Consider the following 15884-nt stretch of genomic DNA (forward strand, 5'->3'; position numbering starts at 1 on the left):
CTGGGAGTCATGGTGGTCCTTTCCTTGGTCTGTTGCATTTCCAAGTATAGTCCACCTGGCTCTCGTTAATTTTGCACCACTTTCGTTATACCACCCCCGTAGGCGCGCGAGCTCGCCGACCAAGACTTCGCGTTTGATTTCGAGGCCAATAAACAAGAAGAAGATCGCCATAAGGCCATCGTTAATCCAGTGATGGATCGAGAGTTTTACTTCGAACAAGCCAAGATTGATGCCAGCATAGGTCGCTAAGATCGCTTCATATTGCTGGTGCATGCCCGTATTCGCAAGCAGCAAAGCGATGATCGTAACGGCAATTAAAGCGATGCCACCTGCTTGGGCGTAGTGCATAAATTCTTGCATCGGGGTAAGCACACGCGCCAATGGCGTGTCACTCCAATGGGAAGCCGGACGCGAGTTGGTCGGTGGTGATGCCATTAAACCCTCCAAGCGGCGATCACGACACCACCCACAGGTTCATGAGTTGGCAGCACACAAGGACAGGTCGACGGCAACACAAAAGACTGTCCCTCTGTGACAGTCTCCTCCAGAACTCGGATTGGGTGCGCCGAGGAACGCTATAAAACTGAGCATCTCTATGGTACCGAACGTTGCATCCGCTGTCAACAGTATAAACCGCCATGCGCGGTGATCGTGGTTAAGAAGTAGCGATACCTCACCTCCCAACGTGGAACGGATCAATGAATAATTGTACCGTGCTCCTCCACACTGATAGGTCTCTATTAAATAGTGGTTCATGACCATGCGTTGGATGCAGTAAATCGTAGTTTCACCCCTGCTTGCCTGATCGATGGAAATAGACTATACTCCAAATGAAATTAGTCTAATTTTATTTGGAGTATTTTGTATGGATACTTCCTTGACCGACCCAGCTCCTCCGGTCCTCCATCTGCTGGCCCATGATATCCGTTGGAATCTTGCCAAAGCTCTGGCGGGCAGCGACTACCGTGTGGGAGAGTTGGCCACGCTGATTCAGCAGCCCCTCAAACTGATCTCCTATCACCTGCGTCAACTCCGTGATGGTCAGCTTGTCCATGAGCGTCGCAGCACCGCCGACGGTCGCGATCTCTATTACACCCTCGATTTAGCCCATATCGAAGCTATGTACCAGCTTGCTGGCGCAACCCTCCATCCATGCCTCGGGGATGGTGCTCCCGCCCCAAGGCATGCTGCGGATGCAACTCATGCGCCCACGCGCGTGCTCTTTCTCTGTACTCACAACAGTGCCCGATCGCAGATGGCCGAAGCCATTCTCCGCCATATTGGTGGCCCAACGGTGCTGGCCTTCAGCGCTGGAACGGAGCAATCCACGATACATCCACAGGCAATCACTACCCTCGCCGCCCATGGGATTGATACCAGTAGCCAGACCTCAAAGCGGCTTGATGCCTACGCAGGGGAACACTTTGACTATGTTATTACGGTCTGCGACCGCGCGCGCGAAATCTGCCCGCTTTTTCCCGGTGATCCGCACCAGATTCACTGGAGTTTCTCCGATCCTGCGGCGATCGCCGCTCCCCTTGAGCAGGCGCGCGCCTTTGATCAGACCTATACCCAGCTGCTGACCCGCATGCGGTTCTTTTTGACGGTGCTCGACCGACAACGGAGGGGTGCATGAAACCGCCCCTTTTGCAACGCGCTGGAGCCGAACTGATTGGCACCTACGCGCTAGTAACCGCCGGCTGTGGCGCGATCATGGTCAATAGTACCACCAACGCTCTGACGCATCTCGGCATTGCGGGAGTATTTGGTCTGGTCATCATGGTTATGATTATCGCAACGGGCCACATCTCTGGTGCCCACTTCAACCCTGCGGTCACCGTTGCCTTCGCAATGACCCGCCATTTTCCTTGGCGTGATGTTCCCATCTATGTGCTGGGCCAGAGTTTGGGGGCGGTCACTGGTGGCCTCACCGTACGGGCGATGCTCGGTACGGTAGCACAACTTGGTCTCACGCGTCCGGCTGGAAGCACAAGTCAAGCCATTGTCGCCGAAGTCGTGCTTTCTGCATTGCTGATGTTTGTAATCGTTGCAGTGGCCACTGACACGCGAGCGGAGGGGCAGCTCGCGGCGCTGGCTATTGGCGGTACCGTCGCGCTCAATGCCCTCTGGGGCGGCCCGATCAGTGGCGCATCAATGAATCCGGCACGCTCCTTGGGGCCAGCCCTAGTCGCTGGCATCTGGCACGACCAATGGATCTATCTTGGCGCGCCTGTTATCGGCGCGGTGATCGGGGCATTCGCCTATAAAGTGGTGCGCGGCCCCAAGGAGCCTATACAATGGACACCCTAACTATTTTTGGGGATATTCATGCCAATCTGCCAGCGCTGGAGGCGGTTCTGGCCGATATGGACGCACGCGCACTCCCCAACCGGGCCTGCCTTGGTGATCTGGTAGGCTATGGCACCTGGCCAAACGAGGTTGTGGCGCTGATTGAGGCGGCTCAGATCCCAACGATCATGGGGAACTACGATCAGGGAGTGGGCCAGGACAGCGATGATTGTGGCTGTGCCTACAAAGACCGTATTTCCGAGGCACTTGGTAAACGCTCGATTGCGTGGTCGAATGCCCACACAACTGCCGAGCATAAGGCCTTCTTACGTACCCTCAGCGATCGGTTGGTGTATACCCTTGGCGATCTCCGCGTCGTCCTAGTTCATGGTAGCCCGCGCAAAATTAATGAATACTTGTTCGAAGATCGTCCTGATAGCAGCTTGGAACGGTTGCTTGATCAGGTCTCCGCTGACGTGCTGGTTTGCGGACATACCCATCTGCCGTATCATCGCATGCTCCCGAGCGGACGCCACGTCATCAACGCGGGCAGCGTCGGCAAGCCTAAGGACGGTGACCCCCGCGCCGGCTATGTTGTGCTGCGGGCCATCGACCGTGACCTCTACGTAGAGTTCATCCGCGTTTCCTATGACATCGAGCACGTCGCGCAGGCGATTGAGGCTACGACGATGCCCCATGAGTATGCCCAGATGCTGCGGGCCGGACGGGGTTAACCACCCATGATTGATTTGGCTGTCCCGCAGCGCAATCCGAGATGACCCATTTTTACTGTTGAAAAAAGAGTGTGAAGGCTATTTTATGGCGATCCTACTCAAACGAGTTATCAGCGATTATCCCAAGCCTCGCTCATTCAAGTTTAAGCTGCTGTTCACGCGGATCATGCATCACTGGAATTGGCATGATCCGCGTCGAATGCTCGTGAATGTCTTTCTGCTCTCTACTATCTTCGGCTTTGCTGGGAACGTGGATTTAGCGTCTGACAAAGGGAAGAAACACAACCGTCGTTGCTTGGAAGCCAGAGAATGTGACATTATCCAGTCCACCTGTGTCTGGGCCATCACGAAATTCCCCCCGAATCCAAAGGGTTGTGAGGTTGCTTAGCACCGACTGCATTTCACTGGCTGTCGGTGCAATGCCTGTTGCTTGGATAATCCAGCCTGCCTGCTCATCAAGTGGCACACGATAGGATGTCCACGTTGTTGCTGGATTGACAGCGGTATCAAATTCGAGTGTGATGTCATTTCCGATCAGGATGACATCGGCAGCATCGAATTGATTGTCAGTTTCCGATTGGCGGAGATCAAATGTCAGGTCGGTCTGATAAGCCAGCACACGGTTGCCAAGAAAGTGGTCAGGAGCCTGCCAATACCACGTGCCACCAGCAACATCATCTTCGACCATAATAAACCCGCTTGGATTACCACCTGAACTGTGCCAATCGGGAATACTTGCACCGTCTTGGGCATCGCCCACAACCTGCCAACCCTCGTGGCCAGCGGCAAACGTACTGCTGATATTCCCTCTTGCGCTAGGTGTTGCTTGCGGTTGCGCTGTGGCAACACCATAGCTTACCATAAGGAGGGCCAACCCAAAGATCCGCCGGATTTGGAGCCAAAAAATACCCACGATTCATCCTTTCCTCGCCACTACCGATCAAGCCATCGACAGTATGCAACAACTAGAATATGCTTCAGGTAAGTCACCCATGGTCTAAGCATTACCAACAGCCCAGATTGCGGCGCGCTTGCTAGTTTGGCGATCCCCGACCTTAGCATCGGTATGAGGCTTCCGCTAAGGTTCTTTGGACTTGAAGCTGATGGTTATTGGACAACTCTAGCAGGAAATAGGTTGCCTAATATGCCAAAACTTGCCAAAAACAGCAGATGCTGGCCGATACGCGGCGCAACTCGACCATGAGAGGGTTTTAATCTTGGTGTCGCTGAATGTAAAAATTGTCAGTTGAGGCTTTGGATAAGAGAGCACCATGTGATCGGCATGAGGAATGGAATGTTAAGCCCACGATCAAAAAAGGCAGCTCGTCACTTGAGCGACGAGCTGCCTTTGGTTAATCGCGCTTAAATGTTCTCGCCCATAGCGGCAATTTGATCAACCAGTTCTTTGAGTTCTGGCGGCAAGCCTGGGCCAAACTCCTCTGGGCGTTCGGGGGCAGGCTGCATTGGGAAGCCGGCTGGTGGGCTGTCGGTGGTTTCGACGGTTGCACCATCGTTGGCTGGCGATGAACCACTGAAAATCTTGGCCATTTCTGAGCCATCCAAGCGCCAATGATGTTGTTGCAGGTGCAAGCCGGTATCCATCAGTTTGCGTACTTCAGGAAATTGGGTCGCATCAAAATTGGGAATCGGCAAGATTTTGCCCCAATTAACCCCCAACGATTCCAAGGCCTTGGCAAACACCAGTTCGTGAGCATGGTCGCGCACAATCAAAAAGGAAATGGTTGAGCGAGCCGTGGCATTATCGGTCATTTCATAAATGCGACACTTTTGCAAGCGCCCAGTCGATTCGAGCATTAAGTTATATAGCAAATCGAGGGTCAAATTGCCGCTGTTGTAAACATACGAGCCGAGCCATGGGTTGCCCGCTGCATCAACTGGCATTGCACCTTGCGCCCCCACCAAGAAATGGTGAATATTGCCCTCGGAAAGTGCATTTTTCAAGGGCGTGCCACCTTTGCCAGCGCCCATTTTGGGCAAGCTCTCCGACGCGCCATCAAGCAGGCGGCTAATGGTGGTGCCGATTAATTCAACGTGGCTGATTTCCTCAACCGCAACCGCGTGAATCAGGTCGTGGTAGGGCTTGGCTTTACCGCGAAAATTAATGCTCTGGAAGAGATATTGCATCATCGTGCGCATCTCGCCAAACTGGCCACCCAAACCTTCTTGCAAGGCATTGGCTGCCGCTGGATCTGGCTGATCGACGGCAATTTCGTTGATTAATTGTTGGGTATGAAAATACATGAGTCTAATCCTCTGAACATAATCCAATTAAGGATGCTGTTCCTAAACGTAATTCATAAGCCCCAAGCAACGATGATGAGCACAATGGAGGGGAACATTTAATCTTTGCGATTGTTAAGCTGCTTGATCAGGCTGGCACTTGTTGGCGTGGCACTTTGCAAGGTTGTGCGACAATAATCAAGCGTTGTTTGGCTCAGCTCCTCGGTGTGAGCCGTAACCGCATCCTTAGGAATAATGATCTGGAAATCGCGCATATAGGCATCAATCGCAGTAAATAAAATGCACATATGGGTCGTCATGCCGGTCAAAATCAGGGTTTTGGCGTGCAACGATTGCAACAGCAGATCAAGCGGAGTTGCAAAAAAAGCCGAATGTTTGGGCTTGAGCAACATCACACTGTCGTCCAAGGGCGCTAAGGCTTCGACAATGGAGCGGCCTTTGCTGTTTGGCGCTGCCGCTTTTGCAAGCAACTCAGTGCGATCCATCGTCCATGTACCTGCGGTGTCGTTGACATACACGACCTTGCCACCAGCCGCGGCCAAACGATCGCGCAATTGCACAATGGTGGGGACAATTGCCGCACATTGTTTGGCAAGCAGGCTGCCATCTTCGAAACGAAAATCACTGATCATATCAATGATTAGCAGCACGCTGGTGGCTGGCTCAAATGCTGGTTCAGCTGAATGCTGCTGGTTCTTGGCCATTGCTATTTCCTTCTTCAATCGATTGCCAAATACTGTTTGGTCCTTGGTATTCGCTGATCACCACCCTTCCGTCCCGCCTCAAGGCGGGAGACGCAGGGGGTTTTTATCCCCCTGCACCCCCTAAATGACATTTGGATGGATTGTATAGATGGAGCGATAAACGAATCATTGCATGGTTCATAACAAAAAGTCACGAACTAGATTCGATAATGCCTTAGGAACCACCATGTTCGCGGCTGCTCGTGGCTTCGATATGTTGTTTGAACTGTTTGAGCACGTGTTCGAGCGCGGTGGCTGGGTTGGCTATCACATGGGCCAATGCTTCGCCAAGCGCGCCAGCTGGTGGATCGTATTGGAAGGTTACGGCGACGTGGGTTTGGTTGTCGGCTAAAGGAGCCAGCACAATTTGGCCGCTAGTCGTAATTGCACTTTGCTGGCGGCTATTCCAGGTTACTTGGTGATATTTTTCTTGCGTGATAATATCGGTGCTGAGGTTAATCGTTGCGCCAAGTGGCCCTTTAAGCTCCCATTGCAACTGATCAGGCGTGCTCGTATCAACCGAAGTAATGCCTGGGAAGACACTTGGGTAGTGGGCGAAGTTGGTCAATTCGCTATAAACCCGTTCGATTGGCGCACCAATATGAATAATTTGGGTTGTTCGCTGTGGCATAATCAAATCCTCCTAAATAAACCACTGTTTCTCATAGCCAATAAATTGTGCAGAAACTATGCCGTGCTTGGGCTGTTTAACTCAACCTTCCACAAGCCAGCACAGTGAATAATTGCCGCGATGCTTGCTGTCCAGCCGTGTTGGTGGCTGGCTCCAAGGCCTTTGCCCGTTTCAGCATGAAAATATTCGTGGAACCAAGGATGTTCATGCCAAATTGATGTTTGCTGAAATAAAGCTTGGTTGCCAAGATAGGGCCGTTGGCCTTGCTCGTTGACCACAAAGATGCCAACCAAGCGCTGAATTAAGCTATCGCGGGCTTCTGTCAGATTTGCAAATTCATTGGAATGCCATGCTTGTTGCTGCACTCCGCTCTGCAAATTGTGAACTGCTTCGAGCAATAGTTGATTGAGCGGCAACCAGATTGGCCCGCGCCAATTGGAATTGCCACCAAACATCCGATCAGATGCTTCGCCTGGCTCGTAACTAAGTTCATACTGCTCTTGCTCAAGCGTCAGCTGTGCTGGATGTTCTGCATGAACCAACGAAACTGAGCGAATGCCATAAGGACTGAGAAATTCAGTCTCATCGAACAGCGCGTTGATCAACGGTTTCCAGTGTTGACCAACCGCAGTCAGGAGCAATTGCTCCGATTGTTCAGCTGGTTGATTGAGTTTCTTCAAGCGCGCCGCAACCTTTGGAACCTCGCTTAGATTGGTAAGATCGATAACCGTGGTTGCCAACAAGGGCACAAGCCCAACTAATGAGCGCACTTTCAGGCTGGTATAGCGATCTTTTTCATCGACCAAAGCATCGTAGAAAAAGCGATCCTTTGCATCCCAAAGCGTGTTGAGCGCCTTGCGAATCGCGAGAAACTCGTCGAGAAAGTGACATGCATCCTCATCGTTGCCTAGCACAATCGCCATTTTGAGCAACATCAGGCTATATTGAGCCAGCCAACCCGTGGCATCGGCTTGAACTAACCGATAGCCTTTGGGCAGTTTTTGGCGATCAAGCAGGCTGATGTTATCCATGCCCATAAAACAGCCACTAAACAGGCCATCTGGTTGACGATGCTCACGCAGCCACCAGCTAAAATGGCGTTTCAAGCTCGGGTAGGCTGCTGCCAGAAACGCATCATCCTGATCGCACAGATGATAGATTTGCCAAATTGCCCAGCCATGAATTGGCGGATGTGGGTTGGCCCACGCGCCCTCGGTCGCTGGAATCGCCCCGTTGGGATGCTGATAGCGCTCATTCAAGAGCAACAAGGCTTGCGCTTTGGCAAAGGCTGGATCGACCAAGCCCAAGGTTACGATTTGAACATCCAAATCCCACGTCGCCAAAATTGGAAATTCCCAGCGATCAGGAATCGACACCAAATCATTGGCCCGCAGATGGCCCCAATTTTTATCTGGGTGATCTGGCATTGCGCCATGATCGCTGGTTGCGGTTGCCAGCCATTCTTCAACCTCAAAGCGATAGGCCAATTTGTTCCAATTCAAGCCCGCAAATGCTGCTCGCTGAACTAATTGCTTGATAAAACTCGTCAGCTTCCGCCAGCCGTTGACGAAAACATTCATCAGCACGAGCAAGCGGATTGGCTGCTGTACTTGGGCCGAATCCAAGCGTAATCGACCACGTTTCGCCTGGCTCAAGCGTGCGCTGGTAGTGGGCACTGGCCTGAGTTCCATGGCGCTTTGAATTGAGCAAATCGGGCTTGCCATAGACAATCATGCGCTGAATTGCATCTTTGGCCGAAGCTGGTTTGGCTTGGTCATACAACGCCTGAGTATTGCTCTGATAGTCGTTAAAGTAGAGCGTTGCTGTATCATCAAGCCACCAGCGATATTCTTCTAAGCTTGGGTGTTGCAGCACGATCGCCTGATCTGCGTCTTGACGAATGCGGGCTTGGGCAATTTCGGGATTGAACGGCAACCAGAGTTTGGGCACGATGTGCAACGGCGCTGGCTCAGGGCCGCGATTGACGGCACTAATGCGGCAGAGCATCATATCGGGCGCTGGCTTGGCATATTCAATCGTCAGATCAAAAAAGCGTTGCTCGCGAAATGTTTGCGGCAAGGCATCAATTAAGCAAAATTCTGGCTCGCTTTGACTGCGCAGTTTATTCTCTTGGCGCAGGCGTTCGTAAGGAAAAGCGACCTGCGGATAGAGATAGCGCATGCGATAGTACGCGCCGCTGGGCAGTGCCTCGCTATACCAATAATATTCCTTGACATCCTCGCCGTGGTTGCCTTCTTGATTGCTGAGGCCAAAAAAGCGCTCCTTGAGCCGATCGTCCTCTTCATTCCAAAAGGCAATCGCATGACAGATCTGCTGCTGAATGTCGCACCAGCCAGCAATGCCATCTTCGGTCCAACGATAAACTCGTTGGTGGGCTTGCTCCCACGGAAAGGTTGCCCATGGATCTGCACTTGTCGGCGCGCTTTCGCGAATCGTACCCCAAGCGCGATCGCCGAGATAACAACCCCAGCGCCGCCACTGAGCGAGTTGATCGGAATGTAACCGCTGGTGCTCAGCGGTTTGCTTCATACAGACGACTCCTTGCGATCAAGGGTGGGCAAAACATGCTCCCCAAAGGCATGCAGGAACGGGAGTTGTTCCTGATTAACGTTGTGGATATAAATCCGTTCGAAGCCAAGCTCAATATCCTGCTGCAACCATTCGCGGTGCTGACCCAAATCTGCTGAGATGCGAATATGCTCTGGCAGTTTTTCGCGCGGAATTAAATCGACCAATTGATCGAACTGGCTGGGCATGCGCAATTCGGTGCTGATGCTGCTTGGCAAGGCTGCATTGCGCCATTGATCGTACGCCCCTGCGAGAGCGGCTTCATAGCTGGCAGCATACGACGTTTGAGCTTGTAAAAAGATTGGTTTATGCTCGCCGCCATTTGTGCGAAAGGCCTCGATAAAGGCTCGTTGCTGATCAAGCGGCTTATGCACGGTAATAATGCCATCGGCCCAACTGGCAACCCACGCCGCCGTTTCGGGCGTAATTGCTGCACCTAGCAGCAGTGGTGGCGTGGCTGGGCGGTATACAAATAGGCTTCATCAACCTGAATTGCCGTGCCTGCATACGAGACGGTTTCGCCCGCCCAGAGTGCCCGAATGACCTCAACACACTCCAAAAGGCGAGCGTTGCGTTCGGCTTTGGCTGGCCAGCGTTGCCCAGTTACATGCTCGTTCATCAGCTGGCCAGTGCCAAAGGCACACCACAAACGCTCGGGAAACATGGCAGCGAGGGTGGCCGCAGCTTGGGCAATAATCACCGGATGATAGCGCTGGCCCGGTGCGTTGACCATGCCAAATGAGAGATCTGTTGCTTGCATGGCTGCGCCGAGCCACGACCAGACAAACCCACTTTGGGCTTGGCGTGCGCTCCATGGGGCCAAATGATCGGAGGCCATAACGCCCGTAAATCCAGCTGTCGCAGCAACCTGCACATAGTGCAATAAGGCTTGCGGAGTAAATTGTTCATGCGAAGCGTGATAGCCGATTTGAACCACAAAGCGCTCCTTCTCGATATAACGAACGCGCTAAGCCAGTGGCTTAGAACGTGATCATATATTTGATGCTTTGGTTTTCCTTGGTGCGGAACTGCTCGTAGGCCTCGGGCACTTCATCAAGGCCAATCCGATGGCTGACGATAAATGAAGGATCGATTTTGCCGCTGGTAATCAGGTCGAGAAGTGGTTCGAGGTAGCGTTGGACATGGGTTTGACCCATTTTGAAGGTCAGACCTTTGCCAAAGGCGGCCCCAATTGGCATTTTGTCGATCAGGCCACCATATACGCCAGGAATCGAAACCGTGCCACCTTTGCGACAGGCCATAATTGCTTGACGTAATGCCGTAGGGCGATCGCTTTGCAAGCGCACAAATTGCTTGGCTTTATCGTACAGCGCATCGAGGCCATAGCCATGAGCTTCCATGCCAACGGCATCGATACAGGCATCAGGGCCGCGACCACTGGTCAGGGTTTTGAGCACTTCATCAACATCAGCATCAGCATAATTGACTGGAATTGCGCCAGCGCTGCGGGCGAGTTCGAGCCGTTCAGGAAAGCGATCGATCGCAATCACCTGTTTTGCGCCAAGCAAGATGGCTGAGCGAATCGCAAATTGGCCGACGGGTCCACAACCCCACACTGCAACTGTATCGTTCTCACCGATGTTGCAATTTTCCGCCGCCATATAGCCAGTTGGGAAAATGTCGCTCAAGAACAGCACTTGATCATCGCGCCAGCCAGTTGGCACTTTGAGCGGGCCAACATCGCCATACGGAACCCGCACATACTCTGCTTGGCCACCAGCATAGCCGCCAAACAGGTGCGAGTAGCCAAACAAGCCTGCTGGCGAAGCGCCATAGACTGCTTTGGCCGCATCGGCGTTGGGGTTCGATTCATCGCACGCCGACCATAAATCGCGTTCGCAGAAGAAACAATGGCCGCAGGAGATGGTAAATGGCACAACGACCCGCTCGCCAAGCGCCAAGTTTTTAACTTCTGAGCCAACTTCGACGATCTCGCCCATAAATTCATGGCCCAGAATATCGCCCTCTTTCATTGATGGAATGTAGCCATCATAGAGGTGCAAGTCGGAGCCACAAATTGCGCTGGCGGTGATTTTGAGAATAATATCGCGGGGGTGTTCAATCTTTGGATCAGGCACAGTATCAATTCGGACATCGTGGACTCCATGCCAACAAGCAGCTTTCATCACATACTCCTTCCGTATCTATTACTATGCGCTTGCAAATCGCAAGATCTGTTCCCAAATGGCTATGATCAATTGTTTCGCCACCCTTCCGTCCCGCCGCCGGCGGGAGACGCAGGCGGTTTTCATCCCCCTGCACCCCCTAATGTTTGGGTGTTGGATTGTGATGGCGTTTTCTCACTCCCCAACCTTCTTCTGACTCCTGATCCCTGATCGCTCATCCCTCGTCATCGTTTCGCCACCCTTCCGTCCCGCCGCCGGCGGGAGACGCAGGGGGTTTTCATCCCCCTGCACCCCCTAATGTTTATGCGTTGGATTGTTTTTAAGATTCCTTCACCCTAACCTTCGTGCTCTTCGTGTGCTTCGTGGATCAAACCTTCGCGGTCTTCGTGTGCTTCGCGGTTTCGTATCCTTGCTTCCTGACAACTGACCCCTGGTCACTCAACCCTGATTAACTGCTTGTTGATCGGGGTTGGCAGCGGCATTTTTTTGGGCATAGCGCACACCGTGATAGAGCGAAAATAAGCGCCGCGCGATGGTAATGAACTCGACTTGGCGCACATGATCGTCTGAGGTTGGAGCCTCAACCACTTGGCGGCTGACCCGATCGGCAAATTGCACCAAGAGTTGTTGATACTCAGGTAGCAGCTCCATAACCCGCATGGTATTCATTGGAAGAATTGCCTGATAGGCTGATTGCAAGCGTTCGTCGAGCGAGCCGGTGCCTTCTGCCAAGGCTTGGATCGCCTGAAATAGACAGGCTTCTTCGTGTTGATAGTGTTCCATCTGTGCTCCTTTCGATCGTATCCTTGGCAACGCGCCATGGTTATGCACCAAGGCTGCGGGCATGCTCTCGTTCAAGATAGTGTTGAGTCAATAGTTGAACGCCAATGAGTTGGGCGCAGGAATTAATGATGTTTCAAGCGCATAGACATCTTTGGGTCAGCCAATGACAGTTGCTTGATGTGACATAGGTTCCTCCTAAATTGCTTTTTCAACACTCTTGGTTAGAGCGTACCTGAGCAGTAGGCCAAAAACATTAGGCATTTGCCTAATAGCTGGTTGACGTGCTTGCCCATAAAACCGTGCAAGCGCCTAAATGTAATGGTTCATCAGGTTAACCACTGCCTGATCCTCTCACCCTCAGCCCCCTCGCCCGCCACATGGGAGAGGGGCTTTAATCACGTGGTTCTGTCGCACGGCGTTGGTAAGAACGGCTGCTCACCCTCGCCCGTAGGGGGCTGAGGGTGAGGGAATACGGTTGCTAATCTAATAAACCATTACGCCTAACTGCGAGGCTTGATCGCTCCTGGACTGGTGGCTGAGCTTTAGGCATTTGCCCAAAACGCTGCTTGCTTGGTGCTGATTCGATTGGGCGCTTGCCTGGGGGTTATGGCTCTGTGGCTGGTTATAGTGGAGGCACCTGATCGAAATTAAGCACAATCAAAAATGAAACTGTTGCGTTTGAGCAGTGGTATCGGTGGGATGCAGGTTTTTTGGTTTGGGGAGCTTTGATGCTGGTTGGTGGCATGGTGCTGATGCGCAACGCCAACCAAGATTAAGCGCTTAACCGTTCATTCCCTATGCGTAGCACGTTTCGGTTCATGCTGCCGTTTAACTGTGCGCAATTGCTTGTCTAGATAGCCTATGGATTTGATGCCTCATCTGATGAGATACATCTGACAGTTCTAGCAATAATACAGTATGAAGATACACGCTTTGGCGACACCCGCCACCACTAGCCCACCAGACACGGTTGATTGGCCAGCTGTCTATTCGGCCTTTCAGCGGCGCGTGTATAACCTGTGTCTGTACGCAGTCGGCGACCGCACGCACGCCGAAGATTTGACCTCGACGATCTTTTTGGAAATTTGGCGCTGTCGAACGCGCTATGAGGCGACGAAAGGAGCGCTCTCAACTTGGATCTTTACAATTGCCCATCGAGCGGTTGGCCACCACCTGCGGCAACAGCGCCCAACTGCCCCGCTTACGGAAGCCATCCTGCTGCCTGATACCACCAACATCGAAGCCATGGTGGAACGGCGAGCAGCCATTGCCAACTTGATTCCGCATTTGCGTCAGCTCAGCGTGGAGGAGCATAAGCTGATTGCACTCAAATATGGAGCTGGATTGACGAATCGTGAGATTGCCACCGTGCTCGGCCTGAATGAATCGACGGTTGGAACGCGCTTGCATCGACTTGTGGTGCGGTTGCGCCATAGTATAGGAGTAAATCAGGATGAAGAATAATCATGATGACTTTCTGTATCAATATCAGGAGACACCTGATTTGGAGTTTACGACTCGCCTGCGGGATAATTTGATGGCGGTTGATCGTGCGCTGCCTTCCGCCGCCAGCGTAATGGCCCAACCTACGCCACGCATGCGTGACCGACGCTGGAGTGGGCGACTGCGGGTGTTGATGGGAGGAGTTGCCCTGCTTTGCGCCCTGACCCTGACACCCTTGCGGGCACTGGCGACCGACATTCTCCATGAACTTGGGCTAGTGCAAATTACAAATGCCCCAACCTATGCCGATATGATCGCCGCCGGGCAGACACCAACGCCGCAGCCGCCATCCGTCCCCCAAGTCAGCTTTACGTTTGATATTGAGCTGACGGAGTTAGCACCAATCCAAGCACAGGCAGGGTATAGCGTCTATCAAGTAGACAGCCTGCCATCTAATATCGAGTTGAAGGATCGCGATATTCAACATGTGGTGGATTCGGAGTATGCGATCGCGACCATGTATAAGCTGAGCGGCGAGTCCAGAACGATCATACTCATCCAAGTACATGAAGGGAAAATGTTGACGAATGTGCCAGTAGGAGCCGCCCAGACCGAATCCGTGACCATCAATGGCGCTCCTGGGGTATGGGTAGAAGGTGTCACCTTCTACGATCAGGAGGAAGAGGTCATCGTGAGCAATAAGCTGCTCTGGAATGCTGATGGGTTTAGCTTTCAGTTGGTGGGGGTTCCAAGTAAAGCCTTGGCCTTGCAACTTGCTGCGAGCGTAGTGCCTGCCCCGTAGTGTCCATCATCCTCGATTTCGATCCACACTAAACCAACGATCGCAGTTTGAATCCCCCGCGCCTGTAGGTGCGGGGGATTTTTATGCATTGATTGTTGGGCAAGCATAGGGCATGTGACCAAAAACAAGGCCATGGTTTGGCTCGAAGATTGTTCCAGTGCTCATTGTTTGGCGTGGTTGGCTGCGCTAAAGTGAATGTACGAGTTGAAGGTTAGTGTGATGGGCCTTCCCAAGAGCAGGAAGGCACGAATATAAGGAGGATTCAATGGCGAATCAAAACCAAACCCAAGAAAGTAGCCAAGGCAATCAAGGCGGCGGCAACCAAGGTGGCCAAGGTGGCGGCCCTGGTCAAGGCCAAAGTGGTGGCCAAGGCGGTCAAGGCGGCAACCAAGGTGGCCAAGGCGGTCAGGGCGGTAACCATGGCCAAGGTGGCAACCAAGATGATCGCGGTGGTAATCAAGGTGGCCAAAGTGATCAGGCTCAAAGTGGCCAAGGAAACCAAGCTGGTCAAGGCGATCGCGGCAACCGCGACCGTTAATTCCAACGCTCTCCTGTTATCCTAACTCCTTTAACTCCTTTGTGCGCCCGCTGATTCTGAAGGCTTTTCAGCGGGGCGCATTATTTGGGCGCTTGGCATAGCTGTTGCTAGCTTGCAACATCCGCTATGTTGTGAGCATAGCGCTACTGCCCAAGTAGGGTAAAGGATAGCGAGAATGATCCGTATTCTGCTAGCTGATGATCATGCAGTGGTTCGCGCCGGATTACGCGCCTTGATTGATAATGAGCACGATATGGTGGTGGTTGGCGAGGCTGCCTCTGGCAGCGAGGTCATGCCCTTGGCTCAGACCCTGAAGCCAAACATTGTGCTGACCGATATTGCCATGCCCGAAATCAATGGTATGCAGGTCACGTCGTTGGTGCTCGACGATAACCCAGCAATTCGGGTGTTGGCGCTGAGTGCTTATGAAGATCGCAGCTATCTGCGTGAGTTGATTCGGCGTGGAGCCTCAGGCTATGTGCTCAAACGCGCCGCCTCGGAAACCTTGATTCAGGCAATTCGGGCGATTGCCATGGGTGGTTTATATTTTGACCCAGCCCTTACACCCTATTTAACCTCAACAGAAACGAGTGCATCGATGAATCACTATCCTGATGAAACAACCTTGTTAAGCGATCGCGAAACCGCAGTGCTGCAACTGATTGCCCAAGGCTATACCAATAAAGAGATTGCCGCTCAATTGGATTTAAGCGTGAAAACTGTTGAAACCTATAAAATGCGCGGCATGGAAAAACTTAAATTAAATAGCCGAGTCGATTTGGTGCGCTATGCGTTGCTCATCGGCTGGTTGCAAACCAACGAAACCATGTCAGGTTAATCCTGACACGCTAGGCGGGGATTAACTGACAGACAACTACGAACTACGGTCGTATACTGAGCATAATGATAGCAGCCAAGCCAGC

General features: G+C 52.5%; 18 protein-coding genes. 7 read left to right on the forward strand and 11 right to left on the reverse strand.

From position 1 onward, the window contains the following. Nucleotides 1–435: Na+/H+ antiporter NhaA (locus JOD20_RS18190; protein ID WP_204756633.1), on the reverse strand; the 435-nt coding region annotated here is incomplete at its 3' end. Nucleotides 436–865: 430 nt separating this feature from the next. Between JOD20_RS18190 and JOD20_RS18195 the strand changes: the two genes are divergently transcribed. The 3 genes from JOD20_RS18195 to JOD20_RS18205 are packed head-to-tail and all read left to right on the forward strand — an operon-like array spanning nt 866 to nt 3023. Beyond that, nucleotides 866–1636, forward strand: coding sequence for an arsenate reductase/protein-tyrosine-phosphatase family protein (locus tag JOD20_RS18195; protein ID WP_204756634.1), 771 nt, complete (start codon nt 866–868; stop codon nt 1634–1636). After that, nucleotides 1633–2310: an MIP family channel protein gene (locus tag JOD20_RS18200; RefSeq protein WP_204756635.1), complete on the forward strand. Its 678-nt coding sequence runs from the start codon at nt 1633–1635 to the stop codon at nt 2308–2310. Before JOD20_RS18195 ends, JOD20_RS18200 begins: the two co-directional genes overlap by 4 nt. Next, on the forward strand, nt 2298–3023 hold the full coding sequence (locus tag JOD20_RS18205; protein WP_204756636.1) for a metallophosphoesterase family protein: 726 nt from the start codon (nt 2298–2300) through the stop codon (nt 3021–3023). Before JOD20_RS18200 ends, JOD20_RS18205 begins: the two co-directional genes overlap by 13 nt. A gap of 256 nt (nt 3024–3279) precedes the next feature. On the opposite strand, the gene JOD20_RS18210 is transcribed toward JOD20_RS18205, so the two are convergent. From JOD20_RS18210 to JOD20_RS18250, 10 genes are all read right to left on the reverse strand, one after another. Then, a complete protein-coding gene (locus JOD20_RS18210; protein ID WP_204756637.1) occupies nt 3280–3936 on the reverse strand; it encodes a laminin B domain-containing protein in 657 nt (218 codons plus the stop codon). Nucleotides 3937–4385: 449 nt separating this feature from the next. Next, nucleotides 4386–5285, reverse strand: a complete 900-nt coding sequence (locus JOD20_RS18215) for a manganese catalase family protein (protein WP_204756638.1) — start codon at nt 5283–5285, stop codon at nt 4386–4388. A 98-nt stretch (nt 5286–5383) separates the two neighbouring features. Continuing rightward, on the reverse strand, nt 5384–5989 hold the full coding sequence (locus tag JOD20_RS18220) for a cysteine hydrolase family protein (protein ID WP_204756639.1): 606 nt from the start codon (nt 5987–5989) through the stop codon (nt 5384–5386). A 214-nt stretch (nt 5990–6203) separates the two neighbouring features. Beyond that, the gene (locus JOD20_RS18225) at nt 6204–6659 is read right to left on the reverse strand and encodes an SRPBCC family protein (RefSeq protein ID WP_204756640.1); all 456 of its coding nucleotides are present in this window, start codon (nt 6657–6659) and stop codon (nt 6204–6206) included. A gap of 56 nt (nt 6660–6715) precedes the next feature. Next, the gene (locus tag JOD20_RS18230; RefSeq protein WP_338034201.1) at nt 6716–8239 is read right to left on the reverse strand and encodes an MGH1-like glycoside hydrolase domain-containing protein; all 1524 of its coding nucleotides are present in this window, start codon (nt 8237–8239) and stop codon (nt 6716–6718) included. Next, the gene (locus JOD20_RS26480; protein WP_239583935.1) at nt 8130–9209 is read right to left on the reverse strand and encodes a hypothetical protein; all 1080 of its coding nucleotides are present in this window, start codon (nt 9207–9209) and stop codon (nt 8130–8132) included. The genes JOD20_RS18230 and JOD20_RS26480 overlap by 110 nt, the downstream gene beginning before the upstream one ends. Further along, nucleotides 9206–9622, reverse strand: coding sequence for a hypothetical protein (locus JOD20_RS18235; protein WP_338034200.1), 417 nt, complete (start codon nt 9620–9622; stop codon nt 9206–9208). The genes JOD20_RS26480 and JOD20_RS18235 overlap by 4 nt, the downstream gene beginning before the upstream one ends. A gap of 62 nt (nt 9623–9684) precedes the next feature. Beyond that, the gene (locus JOD20_RS18240; protein ID WP_204756642.1) at nt 9685–10185 is read right to left on the reverse strand and encodes an LLM class flavin-dependent oxidoreductase; all 501 of its coding nucleotides are present in this window, start codon (nt 10183–10185) and stop codon (nt 9685–9687) included. Between the two features lie 43 nt (nt 10186–10228). Continuing rightward, nucleotides 10229–11395, reverse strand: coding sequence for a zinc-dependent alcohol dehydrogenase (locus JOD20_RS18245; RefSeq protein WP_204756643.1), 1167 nt, complete (start codon nt 11393–11395; stop codon nt 10229–10231). Between the two features lie 438 nt (nt 11396–11833). Next, the gene (locus tag JOD20_RS18250; protein WP_204756644.1) at nt 11834–12178 is read right to left on the reverse strand and encodes a hypothetical protein; all 345 of its coding nucleotides are present in this window, start codon (nt 12176–12178) and stop codon (nt 11834–11836) included. Between the two features lie 918 nt (nt 12179–13096). Here JOD20_RS18250 and JOD20_RS18255 point away from each other — a divergent pair. From JOD20_RS18255 to JOD20_RS18270, 4 genes are all read left to right on the forward strand, one after another. Next, entirely contained in the window at nt 13097–13642 is a 546-nt protein-coding gene (locus JOD20_RS18255; RefSeq protein WP_204756645.1) for an RNA polymerase sigma factor, read from the forward strand. After that, nucleotides 13632–14423, forward strand: coding sequence for a hypothetical protein (locus JOD20_RS18260; protein ID WP_204756646.1), 792 nt, complete (start codon nt 13632–13634; stop codon nt 14421–14423). The genes JOD20_RS18255 and JOD20_RS18260 overlap by 11 nt, the downstream gene beginning before the upstream one ends. A 265-nt stretch (nt 14424–14688) precedes the next feature. Then, a complete protein-coding gene (locus tag JOD20_RS18265; RefSeq protein ID WP_204756647.1) occupies nt 14689–14961 on the forward strand; it encodes a hypothetical protein in 273 nt (90 codons plus the stop codon). Nucleotides 14962–15136: 175 nt separating this feature from the next. After that, nucleotides 15137–15799 (forward strand): response regulator, encoded by a 663-nt coding sequence (locus JOD20_RS18270; protein WP_204756648.1) that lies wholly within the window; start codon nt 15137–15139, stop codon nt 15797–15799. Nucleotides 15800–15884 lie beyond the last annotated feature (85 nt).

This window comes from Herpetosiphon giganteus (assembly GCF_016907925.1).
Taxonomy (GTDB): domain Bacteria; phylum Chloroflexota; class Chloroflexia; order Chloroflexales; family Herpetosiphonaceae; genus Herpetosiphon; species Herpetosiphon giganteus.